The sequence below is a fragment of the Mycolicibacterium houstonense genome (assembly GCF_900078665.2).
In the GTDB taxonomy this organism is placed as follows: domain Bacteria; phylum Actinomycetota; class Actinomycetes; order Mycobacteriales; family Mycobacteriaceae; genus Mycobacterium; species Mycobacterium houstonense.
Map to the genome: position 1 here is coordinate 2,129,811 of NZ_LT546207.1, position 21,058 is coordinate 2,150,868.

General features: G+C 67.4%; 13 protein-coding genes, 3 pseudogenes and 1 riboswitch. Of the genes and pseudogenes, 3 read left to right on the forward strand and 13 right to left on the reverse strand.

Translation table 11 applies throughout. The features are described 5' to 3' along the window. Positions 1-2: 2 nt before the first annotated feature. On the reverse strand, positions 3-596 hold the full coding sequence (locus BN4332_RS10665; RefSeq protein WP_066898410.1) for a DUF5134 domain-containing protein: 594 nt from the start codon (positions 594-596) through the stop codon (positions 3-5). 176 nt (positions 597-772) lie between these two features. Here BN4332_RS10665 and BN4332_RS10670 point away from each other — a divergent pair, with 176 nt between their 5' ends. Next, the gene (locus tag BN4332_RS10670) at positions 773-2,728 is read left to right on the forward strand and encodes a cytochrome c oxidase assembly protein (protein WP_084459233.1); all 1,956 of its coding nucleotides are present in this window, start codon (positions 773-775) and stop codon (positions 2,726-2,728) included. A gap of 194 nt (positions 2,729-2,922) precedes the next feature. Here BN4332_RS10670 and BN4332_RS10675 read toward each other — a convergent pair whose 3' ends face one another. Further along, complete coding sequence (locus BN4332_RS10675) at positions 2,923-5,193, reverse strand: heavy metal translocating P-type ATPase (RefSeq protein WP_435405157.1); 2,271 nt, start codon at positions 5,191-5,193, stop codon at positions 2,923-2,925. A gap of 96 nt (positions 5,194-5,289) precedes the next feature. On the opposite strand from BN4332_RS10675, the pseudogene sigC reads away from it, so the two are divergent. Beyond that, positions 5,290-5,802 (forward strand): annotated as a pseudogene (gene sigC, locus BN4332_RS10680) (RNA polymerase sigma factor SigC); the annotation flags it as partial. Here the strand turns inward: sigC and BN4332_RS10685 are convergent. The 9 genes and pseudogenes from BN4332_RS10685 to BN4332_RS10725 all read right to left on the reverse strand — a co-directional run bounded on the left by BN4332_RS10685 (position 5,742) and on the right by BN4332_RS10725 (position 16,706). Beyond that, positions 5,742-6,170 (reverse strand): HAD family hydrolase, encoded by a 429-nt coding sequence (locus tag BN4332_RS10685; protein WP_435405191.1) that lies wholly within the window; start codon positions 6,168-6,170, stop codon positions 5,742-5,744. The pseudogene sigC and the gene BN4332_RS10685 sit on opposite strands and share 61 nt — an antisense overlap. Then, positions 6,110-7,432, reverse strand: a pseudogene (locus BN4332_RS10690) (PepSY-associated TM helix domain-containing protein); the annotation flags it as partial. The pseudogene BN4332_RS10690 and the gene BN4332_RS10685, both read right to left, overlap by 61 nt. Positions 7,433-7,622: 190 nt before the next feature. Next, a pseudogene (locus BN4332_RS34250) lies at positions 7,623-7,860 on the reverse strand (cation transporter); the annotation flags it as partial. 41 nt (positions 7,861-7,901) lie between these two features. Then, complete coding sequence (locus BN4332_RS10700; protein ID WP_074133035.1) at positions 7,902-12,071, reverse strand: AMP-binding protein; 4,170 nt, start codon at positions 12,069-12,071, stop codon at positions 7,902-7,904. Next, on the reverse strand, positions 12,058-12,303 hold the full coding sequence (locus tag BN4332_RS10705; protein WP_066898413.1) for an acyl carrier protein: 246 nt from the start codon (positions 12,301-12,303) through the stop codon (positions 12,058-12,060). The genes BN4332_RS10700 and BN4332_RS10705 overlap by 14 nt, the downstream gene beginning before the upstream one ends. Continuing rightward, positions 12,296-13,879, reverse strand: coding sequence for a fatty acid--CoA ligase FadD10 (gene fadD10, locus BN4332_RS10710; RefSeq protein ID WP_066898414.1), 1,584 nt, complete (start codon positions 13,877-13,879; stop codon positions 12,296-12,298). The genes BN4332_RS10705 and fadD10 overlap by 8 nt, the downstream gene beginning before the upstream one ends. A gap of 19 nt (positions 13,880-13,898) precedes the next feature. Then, the gene (locus BN4332_RS10715) at positions 13,899-14,453 is read right to left on the reverse strand and encodes an FcoT family thioesterase (protein ID WP_066898415.1); all 555 of its coding nucleotides are present in this window, start codon (positions 14,451-14,453) and stop codon (positions 13,899-13,901) included. 2 nt (positions 14,454-14,455) lie between these two features. Next, entirely contained in the window at positions 14,456-15,325 is an 870-nt protein-coding gene (scoE, locus tag BN4332_RS10720; RefSeq protein ID WP_066898416.1) for a (3R)-3-[(carboxymethyl)amino]fatty acid oxygenase/decarboxylase, read from the reverse strand. Between the two features lie 121 nt (positions 15,326-15,446). Beyond that, positions 15,447-16,706, reverse strand: a complete 1,260-nt coding sequence (locus tag BN4332_RS10725; protein WP_084459235.1) for a PPE family protein — start codon at positions 16,704-16,706, stop codon at positions 15,447-15,449. 106 nt (positions 16,707-16,812) lie between these two features. Here BN4332_RS10725 and BN4332_RS10730 point away from each other — a divergent pair, with 106 nt between their 5' ends. Next, positions 16,813-17,622 (forward strand): class I SAM-dependent methyltransferase, encoded by an 810-nt coding sequence (locus tag BN4332_RS10730; protein ID WP_066898418.1) that lies wholly within the window; start codon positions 16,813-16,815, stop codon positions 17,620-17,622. Positions 17,623-17,693: 71 nt separating this feature from the next. Here the strand turns inward: BN4332_RS10730 and metE are convergent, their stop codons facing one another. Beyond that, entirely contained in the window at positions 17,694-19,976 is a 2,283-nt protein-coding gene (gene metE / locus BN4332_RS10735; RefSeq protein WP_066898440.1) for a 5-methyltetrahydropteroyltriglutamate--homocysteine S-methyltransferase, read from the reverse strand. A 127-nt stretch (positions 19,977-20,103) separates the two neighbouring features. Beyond that, positions 20,104-20,333, reverse strand: a riboswitch (cobalamin riboswitch). Between the two features lie 44 nt (positions 20,334-20,377). After that, positions 20,378-21,022, reverse strand: a complete 645-nt coding sequence (locus tag BN4332_RS10740; RefSeq protein ID WP_066898419.1) for a sensor domain-containing protein — start codon at positions 21,020-21,022, stop codon at positions 20,378-20,380. Positions 21,023-21,058: the final 36 nt, after the last annotated feature.

The window sequence follows — 21,058 nt, forward strand, 5'->3', positions numbered from 1 at the left end:
CGTTACCCCATGACGCCGAACATGATCGCCATGCCCGCGGCCATCATGGCCCGGCACAGCGTGCCGAATTGTGCGGAGGGCACGGGCGACTGCCTGCGGGCCACGAAATAGCGGTACAGCCAGGCCACAGCGGCGATCACGAACCCGACCGTGAGCATCCAGTTGACGGTGGAAATCCAGATAGGTTGCGGTGCAGCATGTTCCATGGTGTGCATGTGATGGCCGGCCATCTCGACCGGCTCGGGGTCACCGGTGAGGACACTGCCGTTCATGACCGCATACATCCACGCCATCGCCGTCATCATCACGGCGTGGTAGCCGCCGGCGAGGCGGTCGCCGGCCGGGCCTGGCCGCAGCATTCCGGCCAGGAACCACACGGCGGCGGCCAGGAAGAAGACCATCGGGCCCACCGTCGGCAGCTCGGCACCCCGCGGCCATGCCATCACCAGCATCGCGACCGCCATCGCCAGGTGAAGCAACTGGCTCACCGCGGGCCGCGCACGACCACGGGTTCGGGTGATCGCGACGGCACATTCGGCCGCGCTCAGCGCGAAAAGCACCGTCACCACCCAACGGAGCGCAAGATCGGCGATCATTCCAGGTCCTGTCTGCGTCGGAGATGGGCAGGGCGCTGATCCAGTGCGACCCGTCGTCCTTTGGTCGCTGCCGGGGTCGCGAAAGTTCCCGTGCCCGCCAGCACTACGACACGCTGTCGTAGACTCTGATCGCCGCGACGTTTCGATCACTTTCGCGGCGGAAGGCCGGTTCGACAATGGCTAGTGAGCGAACACTCGGCGCGGTCAGTGCCCGGTGGGCACGTGTGACGCTGCTCGGCGCCGTCATCGGTTGCGCCGTGGTGCTGTTCGCGTGTGCCCTGCCGCTCGGCGCGCAGCGCCTCGACGCCGCGGGCATCGCTGATCCTGGTGCCGCTACGAATGTGGCCCGGTTACTCGGGCACTGGACCGCATCGCTGGCTGCCGCGGTGTGCCTGGGCGCCCTCGCATGGATCGTGACGACGGCCGTCCCCCGTGACGACGGGCGCATCGACGCGCCGTCGTTTCCGGTGCATCTGCTCGCCGAGCGGGTCGCGATCGTCTGGGCCTGCGCCGCCACGGCCATGGTGGTCATCTGCGCGGCCGCCGACTCGGGAATTCCCGTTGCCCAACTGGTCGGTGGACCCGGTCTCGGCAGCGCCATCGCCGCGTCGGAGGCCGCGCGTGGCTGGTGCGTGACGGCGATCTGCGCCATCGTGCTGGCCGTCGGCGTGCGATTCACACTCCGCTGGATCGGCCACTGCGTCGCGCTGCTGCCGACCTTGATCGGCCTGATCGCGGTCCCGGTGACCGGCAATGCCGGACAGGGACCCGACCATGACATCGCCACCAGCGCCGTGATCGTGTTCGCCGTGGCGGTCGCCGTGTGGACCGGGACCAAGATCGTCGCGGTCGCGCTGCCGGAAAGTTCGCACCGGCGCCGGGTCCGGGCACTGCAGCTCACCTGCGGGGCGATCGCGATCGTCTACGGCGCGCTGCTGGCGACCCTGATGTTGGGCGGATCACCGGTCCTGGCTTCCGGTTACGGACGCGCCGCAGTCGTCGCCGGGGTGCTGCTGACGCTGGTGTGGCTGGGTGACGGTGTCGTGCTGTGGACCCGGCGGGCACCCTCGCGGCTGCTCGACGCGATATCCGCGGCCGCGCTGATCGTCGCAGGCGCCGCTATAGCGCTCGCCGCGAGCAGCGTCCCGCCCCGGTTCACGGCCCAGGAATTCACCACCTGGGACATCTTCCTGGGCTACCAGCTCGACACACCGCCCAGTGTGCTCAGCCTGATGACCGAGTGGCGGTTCGATCCGCTGATCGGCACCGCCGCCATCGTGCTCGCCCTGGGCTATCTGGTCGCGGTGGCGCGGCTGCGGCGGCGGGGAGATCGCTGGCAGCCGGGCCGCACCATCGCATGGACTCTCGGCTGTGCGGCGCTACTGATCGCCTCCAGCTCCGGGGTGCGCGCCTACGGCTCGGCGATGTTCAGCGTCCACATGGGCGAGCACATGGCGCTGAACATGTTCATCCCGGTACTGCTGGTACTCGGGGCACCCGTCACACTCGCCCTTCGCGTACTGCCTGCCGCCCCCAAGGATCACGCGCCCGGCCCGCGCGAATGGCTGATGTGGTTCGTCCACTCACCGGTGACCAGGTTCCTGTCGCATCCCGTGACGGCGTTCGTCTTGTTCGTCGGGTCGCTGTACCTCGTCTACTTCACGCCGCTGTTCGACACCCTGATCCGGTATCACTGGGGTCACGAGTTCATGAGCGTGCACTTCTTGCTGACCGGCTATCTCTACTACTGGGGGATCATCGGGATCGACCCCGGACCGCGGCGGTTGCCCTTCCTCGGGCGACTCGGCCTGCTGTTCGCCGTGATGCCGTTCCACGCGTTCTTCGGGATCGCCACCATGACGATGAGCTCGGCGCTGGGCGACACCTTCTACCGGTCCGTCAATCTGCCGTGGCTGCAGAGCATTTCCGACGACCAACATGTGGGCGGCGCGATCGCGTGGGGCTCCAGTGAACTACCGGTGATCATCGTGGTGATCGCACTGGTGGCCCAGTGGGTGCGCCAGGACCGCCGGATGGGAGCCCGCCAGGATCGCCACAACGATCTGGGCTACGACGACGACCTCGACGCCTACAACGCGATGCTGCGCGAGCTTTCCCGCACCCGGCGCTGAGCGCGCGTGCGGGGCTATCCGGCGCTGTCAGAACCGCATTGGCAGTTGCTGCCGCAGTTGCAGTTCTCGCACGTACAGTTCGGGTTGTCGCACTTCGCCGATGCGGCGGTTTCATTGCTGGTCATGCATATGAGGCTAATCCCTACCGGCACCGTCCGGGTCGCAAACACACCGCGCGACCCGTCACCCGTCCCTCAGTCGTCGCCGGGATCGCCGAACATGTTCGCCTGGACGGTGCCGTAATTGCGCAAGCGCAGGCTGTTCGAGACGACCAGGAAGGACGACACCGCCATCGCCGCACCGGCGATCAGCGGATTCAGCAGCCCGGCCGCGGCGATCGGGATCGCCGCGATGTTGTAGCCGAACGCCCAGATCATGTTGACCCGGATCGTCCGCATCGTCGCGCGAGCCAGGCCCAACGCCTGCGGTACCGAATCGAGATTGTCGCGGACCAGGATGATGTCAGCCGCGCCGATGGCCACATCGGTGCCACGGCCGATGGCCAGGCCGAGATCGGCGCACGCCAGCGCCGGCCCGTCGTTGATGCCGTCGCCGACCATCGCCACCACGCGTCCCTGATCGCGCAGCTTCTCGATCGCGCCGACCTTGTCCTCGGGCAGCACCTCGGCGACCACGTCGTCGATGCCCACCGCGGCACCGATGGCCGCGGCGGTCGAGGCGTTGTCCCCCGTCAACAACATGGTTTTCATGCCCTCGGCATGCAGTTGTGCGATGGCGCCCGCTGCCGAGTCCTTGACCGCATCGGCCACGCAGATCGCCCCGCAGACGGTATCGCCGCAGGCGACGAATACGACTGTCTGGCCTTGTGATTCGCCCGTCCGGCGGGCCGCGGCGAGGTTCGCCGGCACCACCCGGTCGCGGGTCACCCAGGCCGGACGGCCGACCATCACGGCGACCCCGTCGACCGAACCCGCCACACCGTGCCCCGCGAACGCCTGGAAATCTTCGACGTCGGTGACGTCATGCCCGGCGCCGGCGGTCACGATCGCGTGGGCAACGGGATGTTCGGACGCCGATTCGACCGCTGCCGCGTGGGCCAGCACCTCGTCTTCGTCCCAACCCTCGGCCGCCACGACGGTGATGACCTGAGGCTGTCCGGTGGTCAGCGTGCCGGTCTTGTCGAACACCACGGTGTCGACCGCGCGGATCGCCTCCAGCGCGCGGTGTCCCTTGAGGAAGATTCCCAGCTGCGCGCCCCGGCCCGAGGCCACCATCATCGCGGTCGGCGTCGCCAGGCCCAGTGCGCACGGGCAGGCGATCACCAGCACGGCCAAGGCGGCCGACACCGCGCGGTTCACATCGCCGTCGACCAGCAGCCAACCGGCGGCGGTGACCACCGCGATCGCCAGCACACAGGGCACGAACACCGCGGCGATCCGGTCAGCCAACCGCTGCGCATCGGCCTTCTGCGCCTGCGCCTGCTCGACCAGCCGGACCATGCCGGCGAACCGGGTGTCCGGGCCGACGGCGGCGGCCTCGACCACCAGGCGGCCGTCGAGCACCACGGTGCCGCCCACGACGCTCGAACCTTCTTGGGTATCTACCGGTTTCGACTCTCCGGTCATCGCGCTGACGTCCACCGCGGCGGCCCCGCTGACCACCAGACCGTCCGCCGCGATGGCCTCACCGGGCCGCACGACGAACCGCTGTCCCTCCTTGAGTTCGTCTGCGGGCAGCACGAGTTCGCTGCCGTCGGCGAGCAGGACGGTCACCGATTTGGCGCCGAGTGCCGCCAGCGCCCGCAGCGCTCCCCCGGCACGGGAGCGGGCCCTGGCCTCGAAGTAGCGGCCCGCGAGCACGAAAACCGTGACGCCCGCGGCCACCTCCAGATAGATGGCGTCGCTGCCCAGCAGCGCCTGCCAGACACCTCCCGCGTGATACGTCTGGTGGTCGAAGAAGATCGTGTACATCGACCAGACGGTGGCCGCGGTGACGCCGATGGAGATCAGGGTCTCCATGGTCGAGGTGCCGTGCCGGGCGTTGCGCAGCGCGCTGCGATGGAACGGCCATGCGGCCCATGTGACGATCGGTGCCGCCAGTGCGGTGAGCACCCACTGCCATCCCGTGAACCGGGTATCGGGCACCACCGCGAACATCACCGACAGATCGGCGAGCGGGATGAACAGGACGGCCGCCACCACCAGCCGCCGCAGCAGGCTGCGCGCGTGCTCGGCATCGGGATCGACGTCACTCGTGGACGTCTCCACGCGGGGCGCCGCCTGATAGCCGGCGCGCTCGATGACGGCGCACAACTCGTCGACGCCGATGTCCGCCGTCGTCTCGACCGTGGCGACGCGTGTGGCGAAGTTCACTGAGGCGCGAACACCGTCGATCTTGTTGAGCTTGTTCTCCACGCGGGCGGCGCAGGCCCCGCACGACATCCCGGTGACATCCAGCGCGATACGCTGTCCCACCTCGTTGTCCAGGACATTTGCTGCTGTCACGACCACTCCCAATTGCTCACCACCACGCCGGTGGCATACCTCGCCGTCTGATTAGTCGTTGCGGCCCTGTGCGGGGTTCCCGGGCTCGATCGAATAATGTCGGTGGTTGTGACTACCGAATGCGGCGACGACCACGTTACGCGGCTGGCCCTGGCCGCCGGCCGCGGCGATTCGGAGGCACTCGAGCAGTTCATCCGGGCCACGCAGCGCGACGTCTGGCGAACGGTCGCCTATCTCGGGGATGCCGGTTCGGCCGACGACCTGACGCAAGAGACTTTCATCCGCGCGATATCCGCGCTTCCCCGGTTCGGTGGCCGTTCGTCGGCCCGGACCTGGCTGCTGTCGATCGCGCGGCGCGTCGTGGTCGACCAGATCCGGCACAAGCAGAGCCGTCCACGTACCCAACCCGGCGTCGCCGTCGAGCAGGTGCTGGACAGCTACCGCCCGGTGGGCGGCTTCGAGAAGATGGTGGAGATCCGCCTCCTGCTGGACGGCCTCGATGCCGACCGGCGTCACGCGCTGCTGCTGACGCAGGTGCTCGGCCTGTCCTACGCCGAAGCGGCCGAGGTGTGTGGCTGCCCCGTCGGCACCATTCGATCCCGCGTGGCCNGGTTCGCCGGCACCACCCGGTCGCGGGTCACCCAGGCCGGACGGCCGACCATCACGGCGACCCCGTCGACCGAACCCGCCACACCGTGCCCCGCGAACGCCTGGAAATCTTCGACGTCGGTGACGTCATGCCCGGCGCCGGCGGTCACGATCGCGTGGGCAACGGGATGTTCGGACGCCGATTCGACCGCTGCCGCGTGGGCCAGCACCTCGTCTTCGTCCCAACCCTCGGCCGCCACGACGGTGATGACCTGAGGCTGTCCGGTGGTCAGCGTGCCGGTCTTGTCGAACACCACGGTGTCGACCGCGCGGATCGCNGTGGCGCGCTGCCCACCGGCCGCGCGCCGGCGGTGGGCCTGCGCCGCCACCAGAGCAGGTAGCCACGCACGATCACGGTGACCAGCGCGGCCGCCAGGGCAAGCAACAGGAGCTGGTTGGCGAGGCCGAACAGCAATCCCATGTGCAACTGGATGCCCCAGGCCGAGAGTTTGGCGGCCAACGGCCAGTCGGCGAACCACGAAGTGTCGGTGATCTTTCCGGACGCGCCGTCGACGGCCACCGCGTTGTTCGACATCACCCAGGGCTGCCGGGTCTGCGCGACGATGAACGCGGTGTCGGTCTCTGCGCCGGAGTCCGACGGGATGCTCACCTCGACCTTGCCGCCCACACCCGCGTCCCGCGCGGCATCGAGAACCCGGTCGATATCCGCCACCCGAGGCTCGCCCCCGCGACCGACGGCAGCCGGCACTGGATCGCCGTGATGTCCTTCGTGGCCCGCCATTTCGGCTTCCGGCGGTCCGCTCAGCGCGGTCGACACCGACGGCGTGGTCCACGACAATGCCGTGCGCAGTGCGGTGACGTTGTCGCCGGCGAACCGCGACCAGGTCAACCCCGTCGCCGACAGGAACAGCAATCCCACGGCGATCCAGATCCCGACGGCCCCATGCCAGTTGAGCGTCCGCACCCGGCCCCCACCCGAGCGGACGGGCACCAGCAACCGGGCGTTGCGATCGCCGCGGCGGGACATCCGCCGGAATCGGCTCCACCACAGGAACACGCCGGCCAACGCGATCAGCCACAGCCACGACGCCGCGAGCTCGCTGTACATGCGGCCGGGCTCACCGAGGTGCAGGCTGCGGTGCAGCTGATCGATCCAGGTGCGCAGTGGCAGCGCACTGCTGCTGCCGTAGACCGTGAGCCCGCCGCGGGAGGCTCCCGTGACCGGATCGATGAACACGGCGTGACGTTCGGACTCGCCCAGCGCCGGATCGTCGAACATCACCCGGGTGGTCTCCCCCGGTCCGGTGGCGGGCCGCACCGCGGTCACCGTCAGTTCGGACCGGGTGGCCTGTGCGAACCGGACCTGCTGCGACACCGGCAGCAGGTCCCCGCTGCTGGTGGTCCGCAGATGTTCGCGATAGACGAACTGCTCGATGGAGGGTGCGATCGCGTACAGCCCACCGCTGATCGCCGCGATCAGCAGGAAGGGGCCGACGAAGATCCCGGCGTAGAAATGCAGGCGCAGCAGGAACGCGCGAAACGGCGCCGCGGCGCCGGCGTTCGGTGCCGACGCGTCAGCGACCGGCACCGTCGCGCTGTCATCTGTCGCTGTCGGCGGGGTCTCGCCCATGGCTCCTCAGTGGTCGAACGGTCCTCCCAAGAGTGGTCGTTCGGATCGAGTCGTCAGTTCCCGGGCGAGCCGAATCGTCGTCAGCTCGCGGCGCCACCGAGATGCCCGAGGCTCGCCCAGCGGATCGCCCGGGTCATGGCCGACGGCCGGTTCTGCGCCGACGGCGGTGGCGGCGCGTCGCCGGCGCGCTCTGTCGCGCGATAGCCGGCCTGCTCAACCACGTCGCACAGGTCGGCGACGCTGACGTCGTGGCGGGCGTCCACGGTGGCGACCTTGGTGGCGAAGTCCACCGAGGCGCGCACTCCGTCGATCTTGTTCAGCTTGCTCTCCACCCGGCGCGAGCAGGCTCCGCAGGACATCCCCGTCACGTCGAGCTGAACTCGTCTGGACCCCGATGCCTCGTCGGTACGCACGTCTGCAGATGTCACAAGCTGTTCCTCACTGTCTCGCGGTCTCGGTGCCTCATGGATTAGGTCGTCGAGAAGTCGCGTGCAGTTCCCGCGGTGCCGATCTCCGCGATCAGAGACTGCACCGGCGGTGACGCGGCCACGAGCTCACCGACCGATTCGACCCCCAGCGGCAATGCCGGGTACTCGGCGAGGTACTCCGGGTAGGACCGTCCACCGAGCTGCACGCCGAGGCTGATCCAGGCGTCGATCACCGACCAACGACGCGGATTGGCTCTCGCCCAGGCGCTTTCGTCGAGCCGCCGTTTCCACTCGTGGATGTCGAGACGCTCATCCGCGACCGCACCGAGCACCGCCGGGTAGGACACGGGCTGCCCGCACAGCACATCCAGGCGGCGTCCCAGCCGGTCCGGTCCGCCGGATTCGGGCAAGCTTCGGAGTATGCCGCTCGCCGCGGCGCGGCCGGTGGTCACGTTCTCGGTCAACTCGACCGCCGGACAGGCCCGCAGGGCACCACAGGCGTCGACGAGCGCCATCAGGATGTCGGTGGATCCGGCCATCTGGCCCGGCTCGCCGAGCACCCGGGGCAGGCGCACGATCGTGAAGTCGAGTTCCGGGGGTGCCCCGGCCACCGCCAGTTCCGCGATCGCCTTCGACGCGGCGTACGGGTACGGCGCCTGACGCGGGTCGAGCACCCGTGCCGCGCGGACATCCGCATTGACCACGTACGTCGACAGGTGGATCAGCCTGGTACCGGAATCGGCGCAGGCGTGCACCATCGCGGAGACCAACTCCACATTGGCCGGACGTATTTCGCGGTACGGCGCCACCACGTTGGTATTGCCGATGCAGTTGATCACCGTGCCGGCACCGGTGGCACGAATCAGCGTCGCCAACTCCGCCGGGCCGAAGCCCGGGGCCAGTTGTTCGACACACACCCCGGGTGCTCCGTGCAGCGTCGACCACACACCACCGGACGGAACCGAGCGCGTGGCCAACACCACGTGAACGTGCCCGAGCTCCGTCAGCTCCCGGGTCGCCGCGGCGAAGCCGGTTCCGAGGATTCCGGAGGCGCCGACCACCAGGATCGGCGGCGGTCCTTGGCGGGTCGATGAGGGGCCCGACACCGAGATGTCTCCGGTGCGCCGGGTGGTCACGGCGGCGAGGTCACGGTCGATCTCCGCGGCGGTGACGGAGTCCATCCAGGTGCCGGCCATCGCGATGTCACCCACCAGGTTCGCCGCGGTGTCGGCACTGATCACATCGAGAATCGAAACCTGGCGACCGAGAAACCGCCGGGTCTCGGGCAAGATGCGGACCAGATCCAGCGAGCCGACGCCCTCGTGCAACAGCGACGCATCGGGTGTGATCGGCCGGCCCAGGAGCCGGCTCCACATTCCGGCGAGACGTATTGCCTGCCGGCCGGTTTCGCTGTCGACGCGGCCGGCCGGTTCGCGGCGGTCCGGCGCGGGCAGCCTTGCCGTGTCGATCTTCCCGTTCGGTGTCCGGGGAATGGCCGCAACCCCCGAGACGACGAACGACGGAACACGGGCACGCGTCAGCACATGCTTGATCCGCTCCGCTGTGGCGGTGTCCGGGTCGGCGTCCTGGGAGCGGCGGGCGGTGAACCACACTCCGAGGCGCCCGTCGAGAAGTTGCACGGCCACATCGATCACGTCGGGGTCGGCAGCGATGCGCCGGGTGATCTCGGCGGTATCGACCCGTCGGCCCGCGATTTTGACGAGCGCATCCTTGCGGCCGGCGAACACCGGATGGTCGGCCTCGTCGAATGTGATCCGGTCGGCGGTCGCAAAGGCACGCCGACGCACCCCGTCGGCCAGCGTGACCGATCCGAAGCTCGAACTGTCCGTTCCGAGATAGCCGTCGGTCACCATCTCCCCCACCACCACGACTTCGCCGAACGCGGTAGCGACGGTGTTCGGCACGAGCGGTCGCCCCAGTCGCGCACGCGCGCCCGGTTCGATCACCTCACCGCCGTCGATGATCGGCAGCTGGGTCACCACCACCGTCGTTTCCGTCGGACCGTAGCTCGACACCAGTGAGACATGCTGGATCCCTGGGGTGTTGAGCCAACGGTCGACCGCGCGTGGGCGGATGGGTTCGCCGCCGATCACGATCTGGCGCAGCCGAGAGTCCCGGACCGCGGCGGTCGCCTCGGGGTCCTCACACCACAGATGCCATACGGCTGTCGGCAGATCGACGACCGAGGCGCCCGTCGTCACCACATCGCGGGTAAGCGCTTGCAGATCACCGGTCTTCACCGCGGACGACCGGACCAGGGTGGCTCCGCTGAGTGCTGCCCCGAAGATCTCCTCCACGCTGATGTCCGATGTCAGCGGGGCGCACTGCAGGATGGTGTCGCCCGGTGCCCAGCCATAGGCGCGTACCTGGGCGGCGCAGAACGACGCCAGCGAACCGTGGTTGACCTGTACGAGTTTGGGTTCACCGGTGGATCCCGACGTCGGCATCACGTAGGCGGTGCTGGTGGCGAGAACAGGATCTCCGGCCACTTGACCGATGCGGGCGTCCACCAGCCGCCGGTGTTCGTCATCGAGGCTTGCCGGCAGCATGGCCGCGGTGCCGACCAGGTGCGCCGAGATGCCGGCAGTGTGGCCGATTCGCTCGGCCCGCTGCTCCAGTTGATCGTCGCTGTCGCAGACGCTGTAGCCACAGCCGGCCAGGTGGCAGGCGATCATGAGATCGATGGTTCGTTCGGTGCCGTCGTCGGTGAACACCAGCACGTCGCCCGCGTCGGCCCCCATCTGGAGCAGCCGGGCGATCCAGAGGTCGATGCCGCGCCGCTCTTGACGCAGTCCCCCGACACAATCGTCGCGATGCAGGAACCACGCGGGCACCGCCGCATTCGGGACAGGTGCGGATGGGTCGGGCTGCCGACTGCCGTCTTCGGCGATCCCGAACCAATCGCCGACGATCATCGCGATCGGTGATCCCCACATCGCCGGCATGGCCGTCAGGGCCGCCGCGACGCGGCCCGCCACGTCGGCCGTATCTTCCTGCGGCACATCGGCTCTGTTCCAGATGTCGAGGGTGAGAGTTCGTCGCTGCTCATCGAGGATCGCCGCCACGGTGATTCCCTCGACCGGCCCGATATCGGTGGTCAGCGGCACGTCGGCCAGGAACGGGCGCAGTTCGGGCGCACAAGGATCGCGCAGGAAGTTGAGGGTCAGCGCCTCGACAGCGATGGTCCGGTGTGTCGCGAGATACATTCGGCGATAACGCTCTTCGCGTAGCCACCGGCGTCGGCCGGCTTTCACGTAGCCTCGATCGACCGTGCGCACCACATCGGCCACCGACGCGTACGCCGGGAACCGGACGGGTTGTGCGATCGAGTTGACCAGGCAGGTCGCGACACCGAGTTCGGGCTCACCGAATCGGTTGTCGACCGCGTGCACCAGAAGGGCGTCGGTGGCCTGCCGGGCCCGCGCGTCCACAGCGATGGCCGCCGCGGCGACGAGCACGTTGAGTGGGGTGCCCTCGCGGTCGGCCAAGCCGAGTATGTCGTCGTAATCGTCGCCCACGATCGTCACGGAGCCGGTACGGACGCCGCGGGCCGCGGTCGCCATGTGGGAACCGTCTGCGCCACGGCCCCGTCGGGCGTCGTCAGTGAGTTCCCGGTGCGCAAGGGCGCTGACCCGGTCGAGCGATTCGTCGATGCGATGGGCCTCTCGGCGATGGGCCGCGGCCACGGCGGCCAAACCCCGACCGGTACCGGCGATGTCGCCTGCGGGACGGTTGCCGAGCGCACGGCCGAGGTCGGCTTCGATGATCGCGAACGCCCCACCGTCGAGCAGGATGTGGTGCGCGTGCACCTCGAGACCGCGCACCAGGCCGGTGCCGTCGACGTCGACGCGGTATCGAACCAACGGTGTTTCGAGAATGCCGGATCCCCACTCTGGGGCCGATGCGCCGCCGTCCGGGTGCACTATGTCGTCCACCGCGAGCCGCCGCACGAGATCGGGATACCCACCGGCGCCCGCCGCCCTCTTCAACACGCACAGCTGGATCGGATTGGCCAGGATCGTCGCCCGCACCGCGGCCAGGAATTCCGTTACCGGTATCGGCTCGAACCGGTAGCTCCGACCGATCAGGTAGAGGTCCGGGTCGGCGTCCTGGAGTACGCCGTTGTAGATGTTCTGCTGAGAACGGCTCAGCGGAACACGCTGTGCGTCGAGGCCTTCAGACAGATTCACCCAGGGTCTCCAACTCCCGGATCCAGCCGGCCACCGACAGGTTGTCCGCAAGCCGCCGCGGCATCTCCGACTCCCGGTCGATTCCGAGGTGCTTCATCAGCAGTACGAATCGCACCGAGTCGAGCCCGAGGTCTCTCAGGTCGGTGTCGTCGCCGGCCAGGAGATCCGATTCGTCGACGTACAGCACCTCCGAGAGCGCGGCGAGGATGCGGACTCTGGGGAGCTCAGACACCGGCGGTCACCGTCGCGGCCAGTGCGGTCCGGATGATCTTGCCGGACTGGGTACGGGGAATCTCGGGCACGAGGACGATCACCGACGGCCTGGCCATCGGTTCCGACTCCTGGCGAAACCGGGCCGCGACAGCGTGTTTGAGCCTTCTGGCCGCCGATTCGTCCAGCTTGGCCGTCGGAACCACCGCCAGTCCCACCAAGGCGCCGAATTCCTGGTCCGGGATCTCGTAGCACGCGGCCTCGCCGACTCCGGCCACACCTTCGGCGATGCGGTCGACCTCGTCGGGCGCGATGTTCACGCCGCCGGAGATGATCATCTCCGACGACCGGCCCACGATGTAGAAATAGCCGTCGTCGTGGCGGTCCAGAAGGTCGCCGGTGTTGACCCATCCGTCGACCAGGGTTTCCGCGGTCCGGTCGGGATTGTTCCAATACCCGAGCATGTTGGCCGGCGACTTGATCCACAGCGTTCCCGACACAGCCGAACCGGTCCCGGAATCGCTGGGCGGTCCGCTGCCGTCGGGGTCCAGATACACCTGTACGCCGGGGTAGGGCCGACCGACAGCACCGGCTTCGATTCGGCGGATCGACCCCGCATCGGTCGGCAGACACAGTGCCGTGCAGCCGGTTTCACTCAAACCATAGACCTGCGCGGTCCGCACGCCGGCCGCCTCCACGAATCGGACGTCAGCGGCGATCGCCCGGGATCCGCCGTATCCGATCATGCGCAGCGTCGGCGGCACGGGTGTGCCGGAGGATCGCAGCTCGGTCACCAGGCGGGTCAGCAGGGTGGGGACCAGGCAGGTTGTCGCAACCTCGTTGGTGGTGAGGATTTCGAGGAGGGACGGCGTGTGCTCGCCGCCGGTGATACACAACCCGCCCTGCATGAGGCAGTTCAGGATCCACCACAGCCCGCCGATGTGTGTGGCGGGCAACGGAGAGTACGTGGTTTCGCCGACCACCCAGTCCACCCAGGTCAACTGCTCCCGCTGGAGGATGTCGGCGACCGCGTAGAAGGTCCGGTTGGCCAGCAACACCGCCTTCGGCGTGCCGGTCGTGCCGCTGGTGAAGATCATCGCCAGCGGATCGTCACCGCTCAGAACGGGCGGGTCGGGTATCGGGGCGGACAGCCGGTCGCCGCGCGGGGATGTGGCGCCGGCCGTGACGTCGACGATGAAGGTCGGCAGCGACCGGAGCGCCGCCGAGAGTTCAGCGGGTTCGCGCCGGCACCCGGGTGCGATCAGGATCGCACGGGGATCGGTGATCTCGGCGAACCTCTCGACGGCGGCCGTGGGCAGGCCGCCGTCCACCATCACCGCGATGGCCCCCAGCCGGGCACACGCCAGGACGGCCAGGTACGTCTCCGGCCCGTTGTCCGAGATGACGAAGACGCGGTCTCCGCGAGAGATGGACCGGGACGCGAGATCTCCTGCCAGGTGGTCGGCTTCGGCCATCAGGTCGCGGTATCTGATGGCACCGGTACCGTCGCAGCGCCGCAGGGCGACCGCCTCGGGGCGCTGCCGCGCCCGTTCACTGATCCGTTGCAGCACCGTGGAGGGTGGGTGTGCCGTCACCATGAATCTGCTCTCCTGCCGGTCAGGGGATGTTGAGTGCCGCCAGCTCGACTTCTCCGGATGCGGCTCCGCCGTCCTCGTCCCAGAATTCGACCGTGCACGCAATCTTGAGATAGCGAATGGTTCGATCGACGACCTCGAAGTCGTTGCACAGCAACCGGGCCGAGAACCGCTGGGATTTGATCGGGCGCTTGAAACGCGACGCCGTGGACTTGATCAACATGCTGGGGAGTTGGTAGTTGAAGTAGTCCTCGATCGACCAGCCCCGGAACTCGGGTATCTGCTCGTCGAGGATCGCCGGCGCGAACGCACTGTAGGCCAGCTGGTTGAAACACAGGACCCATTCGGCAGCGTTGAAGTGACCGGTATCCCGGATGTAGGCGGGCTCCTTGATGCTGAAGTTGCCGATGGCGAACACCGAGCTCGCGGTGGCCTGGTATTCGGCGTCCAGCAGGTAGCGACATCCCTTGTAGGAATAGGGCTCCAGAACCTTGACCAAAAGGTCTTCGGGAATCGGCGCGGTGCGGGCGAGGTCGTGATCGGCCCGGGCCGCGGGCGACATGTCGAGGGTGGTCATGCTCATACTCCGTATCCGGGTGTCGTCAGGCCGTCCAGCATGGTCAGCCGGTGCGTCGTCAAAGTTCCTGGCGTGGTGCCGTGTTTGGCTCGGTGCATCAGAACGCGGTTGTCCCACAACACGACGTCGCCGACCTCGTAGTGCTGTGCGTGGATGAACGGTGAGGCGAAGTCGGGATCGAGTTGCCCGGTGGCCGTCATCAGATCGTGCAGCACGGCAGGGTCCAGGACCGCTCCGTGCACGTCCTCGATCTTCGTCGTTCCCGATGCGCAGATGTAGAGGATCTCCTGACCGGTCTTCGGATGCCTGATCACTGTCGGCCACTTGATCGGCGGCGTGGTCTTCGAGATCTCGTCCCAGACCTCACCGATCGGCTTGTAGACGTCATGCGGGCGAATCTTGATGTGTCGCCGCGGATCATGGGTCGCCCATGTGCCACGGACCGGGTTTTGCACCGCTTCGGGGAGCGCCTCCCACACCTTGTTGAGGTCGATGAAGTACGTTCCCCGGTCGGTCCCGGGCACCGCCAGCGGCAGCACCATGGAGAATGCGAACGGCTCGGGCATGAACATGTAGTCGATGTGCCAGAACGCGCCGGTCCTCGGAACGCCTTGGCCTTCCTCCGTAGAGGAAACGAAGATCTCCGGATGGTCCTTGTGATGGTAGATCGGTTCGTAGTAGGTGACGACATCACCGACGATCCGGCCCAGCGCGAGGAACTGTTCGGGTGTCGGATGAACGTCCTTCAGAACGACCAGCTTGTTCCGGTAGACGATCTCACGGATCTCCTCTGTGGTGATGCTGTCGAGATTCGTGGGATCGATTCCCGTGACGTGTGCCCCGAGCCCCTCCCCTAACACATTCAGTGTCATCTCTTCTCCTGCCGATACCTGCGCCTCATTGAGCTCGCCGCGGTACGCACGGCTGGTGCGCTTGTGCGGCTGTCGAATTGGTCGAGTCAAACCTCTTGAAAGTTCCCGCTATTCACGAAATTCATTCGGATCGGCCGGTTTCCAGGTCGCNCGCAGCGACGGCCGCAAGGATATCCGCCATGTCCTCAGACGATTTCGTGCCCGTTCTCGGGCCAGATGTCTCCGCGGGTGGATCGATGCCCGGTACCGCGTAGGTCACCACCGGGGTTGCGGCCGAACCGGCCGCACTGGCCGAGGACGGCGGGCCGGCGGCGGTACTGCCGGACTGTGGTGCACCAGGGGAAGCGCCGGACGGGGACATCGCCACCCCGGCATCGACGCGGGCAACGGCCGGGTGACCGCCGCGACCGACCTCGACCGGAACGGGCACCGATCCCGTCGGCGGCGCCGTGTCCGGTAGCAGAGCGAGGGCACCCAGCGCGCCGAGGGCACTCAGCGCGGGCGCGAAGAACGGCAACAGCAGCAACGAGTATGAGGCGTAGTAGGGGTACCAGAGCATGTCGTACAGCACCAGCGCGATGGCCGCGAGAATGGCGGCTTCGGCCGGATTGAAACCCAGCTGCCCGAAGAGCTGCTGGAACGTCTCCAGTAGCTGCTGAGGGTTACCGGCCCCCGAGATCAGCTGGGAGATCAACTGCCACAGGTCATTCAGCGGCGGTCCTTCGGTCGTCGAGCCGGCACTCTGCCTGCCGCTTCGGGCCTCGCCTCCGGGCGCCAGGATCGACGGTGCCGGCCGGGTCACCGGCACCGCGGAGTACGCGCTGGTCGCGACCGCCTCGTAGGTCGTCATCACTTCGGCGGCCTGCAGCCACATCCGCACATAGTCGGCCTCGTTGACGGCAATCGGAATGGTGTTGATGCCGAAGAAATTGGTGGCCAGAAGCACACCGTGGGTGAGGTGATTGGCAGCGAGTTCTACCAGCGTAGGCATGGTTGCCAGCGCGGTGCCGTAGGCGGCCGCGACCGTTCCGTGCTGCGTGGCGGTGACGGCACTGTCGATGGCGGCCTGCTCCAGCCACGCCAGGTAGGGGCCATGGGCCGCCGCGTACTGCGTGGCGCTCGGCCCTTCCCAGGCACCCGCCGCCACTCCGCCCAGTATCTGAGTGAGTTCGGCTGCCGCCGCACTGTATTCAGCGCTCAACGTCTCCCACTCCGCGGCCGCCGCGAGCAGCGGGCCCGGACCTGGGCCCGCAGTCAGCAAGGCCGAGTGCACCTCCGGCGGCACGGCCAGCCACAGCGGTGCGGTCACCTCGACACCTCCTCGCCTGACCGCCGCAACCGGCGCTCGATCGCCTTGTCTTTCACCTAGTCGGCCACGCACGCCGGAAAGTTCCCGGGTTTCGGAACTGACCTGTCAACCAGGGCAAGGGCTCTCGACCGCAGGGAGTCCGTCGTGGGCTCGGCGCCCCGGCGAGTACGGTCGTCGCATGCCAGTGATCGACGCGCGTCATCTGACGGCGATATCGGAAACCGCGCTCCTGACACTCCATCAGCGAGCGACCGAGGCTGCCCGGGCCGATGGTGTCATCGAAGACCCGTTGGCGATCGCGCTGAGGGACAGCCTCGGCTACGACTATCACCACTTCGGCCGCACCCATCAGGCCACCGCGCTGCGAGCCGTGGCGTTCGACGTCGCCTCCCGCCGTTACCTGGACACGCACCCCCGCGCCACCGTCGTCGCCCTGGCCGAGGGACTTCAGACCAGCTTCTGGCGCCTCGACAACGGCGAAATAACGTGGCTGTCTGTCGATCTGGAGCCGATCGTGCGACTACGGCGGGAACTGCTGCCGACGTCTGACCGGCTGCACCATCTGGCGCAGTCGGCGCTGGACCACTCCTGGATGGACCGGGTCGAGGCCTCCGAAGGAGTGCTCATCACCGCCGAGGGGTTGTTCCAGTACCTGGAACGCGATGCGGTGTTCGACCTCATTGCGGCCTGCGCCGGCAGATTCCCCGGGGGACGGCTGATCTTCGACAGCGTTCCACGTTTTCTGAGTACATACTCTCAGCGGCGCGGCATCAGGCTCAGCAAGCAATACACCGCACCACCCATGCCGTTTGCATTCACGGCTGCCCAGTACGACGAATTGCGGGCCATCCCCGGTGTTTGCGCGGTGTGGGAGGTTGAGATGCCCGCCGGACGAGGCAGGATCCTCTCGCGCGCAGCATCATTCGTCTACCGATCGCGCCGCCTGGCCCGCTTCCGGGCACCCACCAATGCCGTCGATTTCGCGTGATCAGCTGGCTGAGCACGCGGTTGCTCGTGGCGGCCTGCTCATCGAGACCGCCACGAGCCGGTCGGTGACCGCTATGCGTCGCGGATCTTCGCGGCCGCGGCGACCAGATGTTTGAGCGATTCGGTGACCTCATCAGTGGTACGGGTCTTCAAGCCGCAATCGGGGTTGACCCAGAGTCGTTCGACCGGAACCGCTTTGAGCGCCTCTCGCAGGGAGGCCTCGATCTCCTCGACACCGGGCACCCGCGGTGAGTGAATGTCGTAGACACCCGGCCCGACACTGTTGGAGAAGCCCGCGGCATTGAGGTCGCCCAGCACCTCCATGTGTGACCGGGCTGCCTCGATCGATGTCACGTCGGCATCCAGGTCCGCGATGGCTCCGATCACCTCGCCGAACTCCGAATAGCACAGGTGGGTGTGGATCTGCGTCGAGTCCGCGACGCCGGAGGTGGAGAGCCGGAATGCCTCGACGGCCCACCGTAGGTACGCATCCTTGTCCTCGGACCTCAGTGGCAGTAGCTCGCGGAGGGCGGGTTCGTCGACCTGGATGATGGCGATGCCTGCCGATTGCAGGTCTACGGTCTCGTCGCGGATGGCGAGCGCGACCTGGAAGGCCGTGTCCGCCAATGGCTGATCGTCGCGGACGAACGACCAGGCCAGAATCGTGACCGGTCCGGTGAGCATGCCCTTGACCGGCTTGTCGGTCAGCGACTGCGCATAGGTGATCCATCGGACCGTCATCGGCTCCGGTCGCGCCACGTCCCCGTACAGGATCGGCGGCCGCACACAACGACTGCCGTAGGACTGCACCCAACCGTTCTGGGTGGCGAAGAATCCATCGAGCTGTTCTGCGAAGTACTGGACCATGTCGTTGCGTTCAGGTTCACCGTGTACCAACACGTCGAGGCCCACCCGCTCCTGCAACTCGATGACGTCAGCGATCTCCGCGTTCATCCGGCGCTCATATTCCGCGGCATCGATCTTGCCCGTCCGCAGGTCGGCTCGGGCGATGCGAATGTCCGAGGTCTGCGGGTAGGAGCCGATCGTGGTGGTGGGCAGGACAGGCAGCGGCAACCGGTCCTGTTGTGCGACACGGCGCCGCTCCGCAGACCCTCGTTGGACGCCCGACGCGACGATGGACGAGATCCGATTCCGCACCTGGGCGTTGGTCAAACGTCTATCGCCCTTGCGAGCCGTGATCGCAGCATTCGATGCCTCGATCTCCCGTGCGATGGCGTCGCGCCCGTCCCGAAGACCACGAGCCAGATCCGCCACCTCGGTGACCTTCTCATTCCCGAATGCCAGCCAACTACGCAGTGCCGAATCGATATCCGGTTCGGCTTCGAGCGTGTACGGCACGTGCAACGTCGAGCATGACGTGGATACCGCGACCGCGTTGGCCCTGTCCAATGTGGCCAGGGTGCTCAGCGCACCGTCCAGATCTGTCCGCCAGATGTTGCGGCCATCGACCACGCCGGCCACCAGGAGCTTGTCGGAGATCTCGGGAACCGCGGTCAGGGCATCAGCTGAGCCCGCCACCAAATCGACACCGATTGCTTCGATCGGAGTTTGCGCCAGGGCGGGCAGCGCATCGGTCAACTCACCGAAGTACGTTGCCACGAAGATCGCCGGCCGCCTGGTCAGCGCGCCGAGCCGCGCATAAGTGTGCTCGACGAGTTCAGCTGGGTTGTCCAGCATGTCGGTCACCAGCACCGGCTCGTCGAACTGGACCCAGCTGACGTCTTGGTCGGCCAGCACTCCCAGCAGTTCGGCATAGATGTCGGCGAGTTCGGCCAGTCGTCCGATCGGTGCCTCGGCACCGCCGACCGCCTTCGACAAGGCCAGGAAGGTGATCGGGCCGATGAACACCGGTCGGGCCGGGATGCCCTGTGCACAAGCCTCTTCCAGCTCTTTCAGCACCTTGTCCGGGTTCAGCGAGAATGACGCATCGGGACCGAGTTCGGGCACGATGTAGTGGTAGTTGGTGTCGAACCACTTGGTCATCTCCAGCGGAACGACCTCCTCGCCCCCGTAGACACCGCCGCGAGCCGCGGCGAAATAGCGGTCGAGATCATCACCGACGCCCCGGACCCGGGCGGGCAGTGCCCCCACCAGAACGGCCGTATCCAGCACCTGGTCGTAGAAGGAGAAGGTGTTGACCGGCACGGAATCGAGGCCGGCGGCGACCAGCGATGCCCAGGTGTCCCGGCGCAGGGTCGCGGCGACCGATTCGAGTTGGCCGCGATCGATCCGGCCCGCCCAGTACTTCTCGACAGCGCGCTTGAGTTCCCGGTTTGGACCGATTCGGGGCGACCCGAGGATGGTGGCGGTGAACGGTACTGCTGTTGTGCTCATGACGTCGTCCTTCAACGTGCGAAGAAATGGCCACCGCCAGGAGACATCGAACCGAACTCGGTCGCCCGCCACGAGCGAACCGCTTCGGCCACTGCCCATTCCGCGAGGCGATGAACCACCGGGCGCGGCGCGCTCGGTACGGCTGGCAGGTCTTCGGACTCGCGGGCACGCACAAACCTGTGCACCTACTGGCCGTCGCTTCCCAGCCGCAGTTCCCTGCATGCCAGTGCTGATGACGGCGGTCGTTCCTGCATACCGCTGCGGGACAGTCCCGGATTCTCACCGGGTTCCCTCTCACGTCGCACCTCGATCAGCGTGTGACGCTCGATGTCGACGCCCAAACACCTCGACGACGACAAACCAGCTGCGCCCACGAGACTACCGCGCTGCCTTGAGCGCGGTCAGTCCCGGATGTCGGCCTTGATGGTGTCGGCCACCTCGGCGGCCTGGGTCACCGTTGCGGACGCCGGCTTGCAGGCCTGGGCATCGATGATCACGTTGGCCTCCACGGCCAGTGCCCGCTGGCAGGAACGCTGTTGCTCGCCGGTGCCCCGGGTGAACGGCATGCTCAGCTGGGAGTCGGTCTCGGTCAGCGGCCCGCTGCGCCACTTGGGCAATTGCTGCCCGTTGAGGTTGATGTTCACATTGTGGTCGGTGCACTTCGCCCACCGGTCGGCCGACTCCCGGTAGAAATCACGCGCGGCTTGCTCCGATGGGAACGACACCACGGACTGGACCACGAGGTTATCCCAGTTGTCGTTGTCCGGCGAACGCTGGAGCTGCTGACGCAGCGCGCTCCAGCCGTCCCCGTAGATCGCAGCTTCATTGACCTGCCACACACCCAGGCAATTGAGATTGGGCAACAGATTGCGGTGATCGCCCATCGTCCGCACTGTCGGTCGCGGTGTCATTCCGGTGGTTGCCATCAGGACGTTCATCTGATCGGGGCTCAGTAGCAGCGCATCGAGGTCGGCGTCCCCGAGGAGCTTGGGGGCAGGCGGCTGCACCTCGGTGTTGCCCGAGCAGCCGGACACCACTGCGGCCATGAACAAAACCACTGCCGCCCAGCGTGATACCGGACG

Excerpts from the sequence above, each read along its gene's own strand:
- BN4332_RS10665 (WP_066898410.1), bottom strand. The coding sequence starts at position 596 with ATGATCGCCGATCTTGCGCTCCGTTGGGTGGTGACGGTGCTTTTCGCG.
- BN4332_RS10670 (WP_084459233.1), top strand. The coding sequence starts at position 773 with ATGGCTAGTGAGCGAACACTCGGCGCGGTCAGTGCCCGGTGGGCACGT.
- fadD10 (WP_066898414.1), bottom strand. The coding sequence starts at position 13,879 with ATGGTGACGGCACACCCACCCTCCACGGTGCTGCAACGGATCAGTGAA.
- BN4332_RS10715 (WP_066898415.1), bottom strand. The coding sequence starts at position 14,453 with ATGACCACCCTCGACATGTCGCCCGCGGCCCGGGCCGATCACGACCTC.
- scoE (WP_066898416.1), bottom strand. The coding sequence starts at position 15,325 with ATGACACTGAATGTGTTAGGGGAGGGGCTCGGGGCACACGTCACGGGA.
- BN4332_RS10730 (WP_066898418.1), top strand. The coding sequence starts at position 16,813 with ATGCCAGTGATCGACGCGCGTCATCTGACGGCGATATCGGAAACCGCG.
- metE (WP_066898440.1), bottom strand. The coding sequence starts at position 19,976 with ATGAGCACAACAGCAGTACCGTTCACCGCCACCATCCTCGGGTCGCCC.
- BN4332_RS10740 (WP_066898419.1), bottom strand. The coding sequence starts at position 21,022 with ATGGCCGCAGTGGTGTCCGGCTGCTCGGGCAACACCGAGGTGCAGCCG.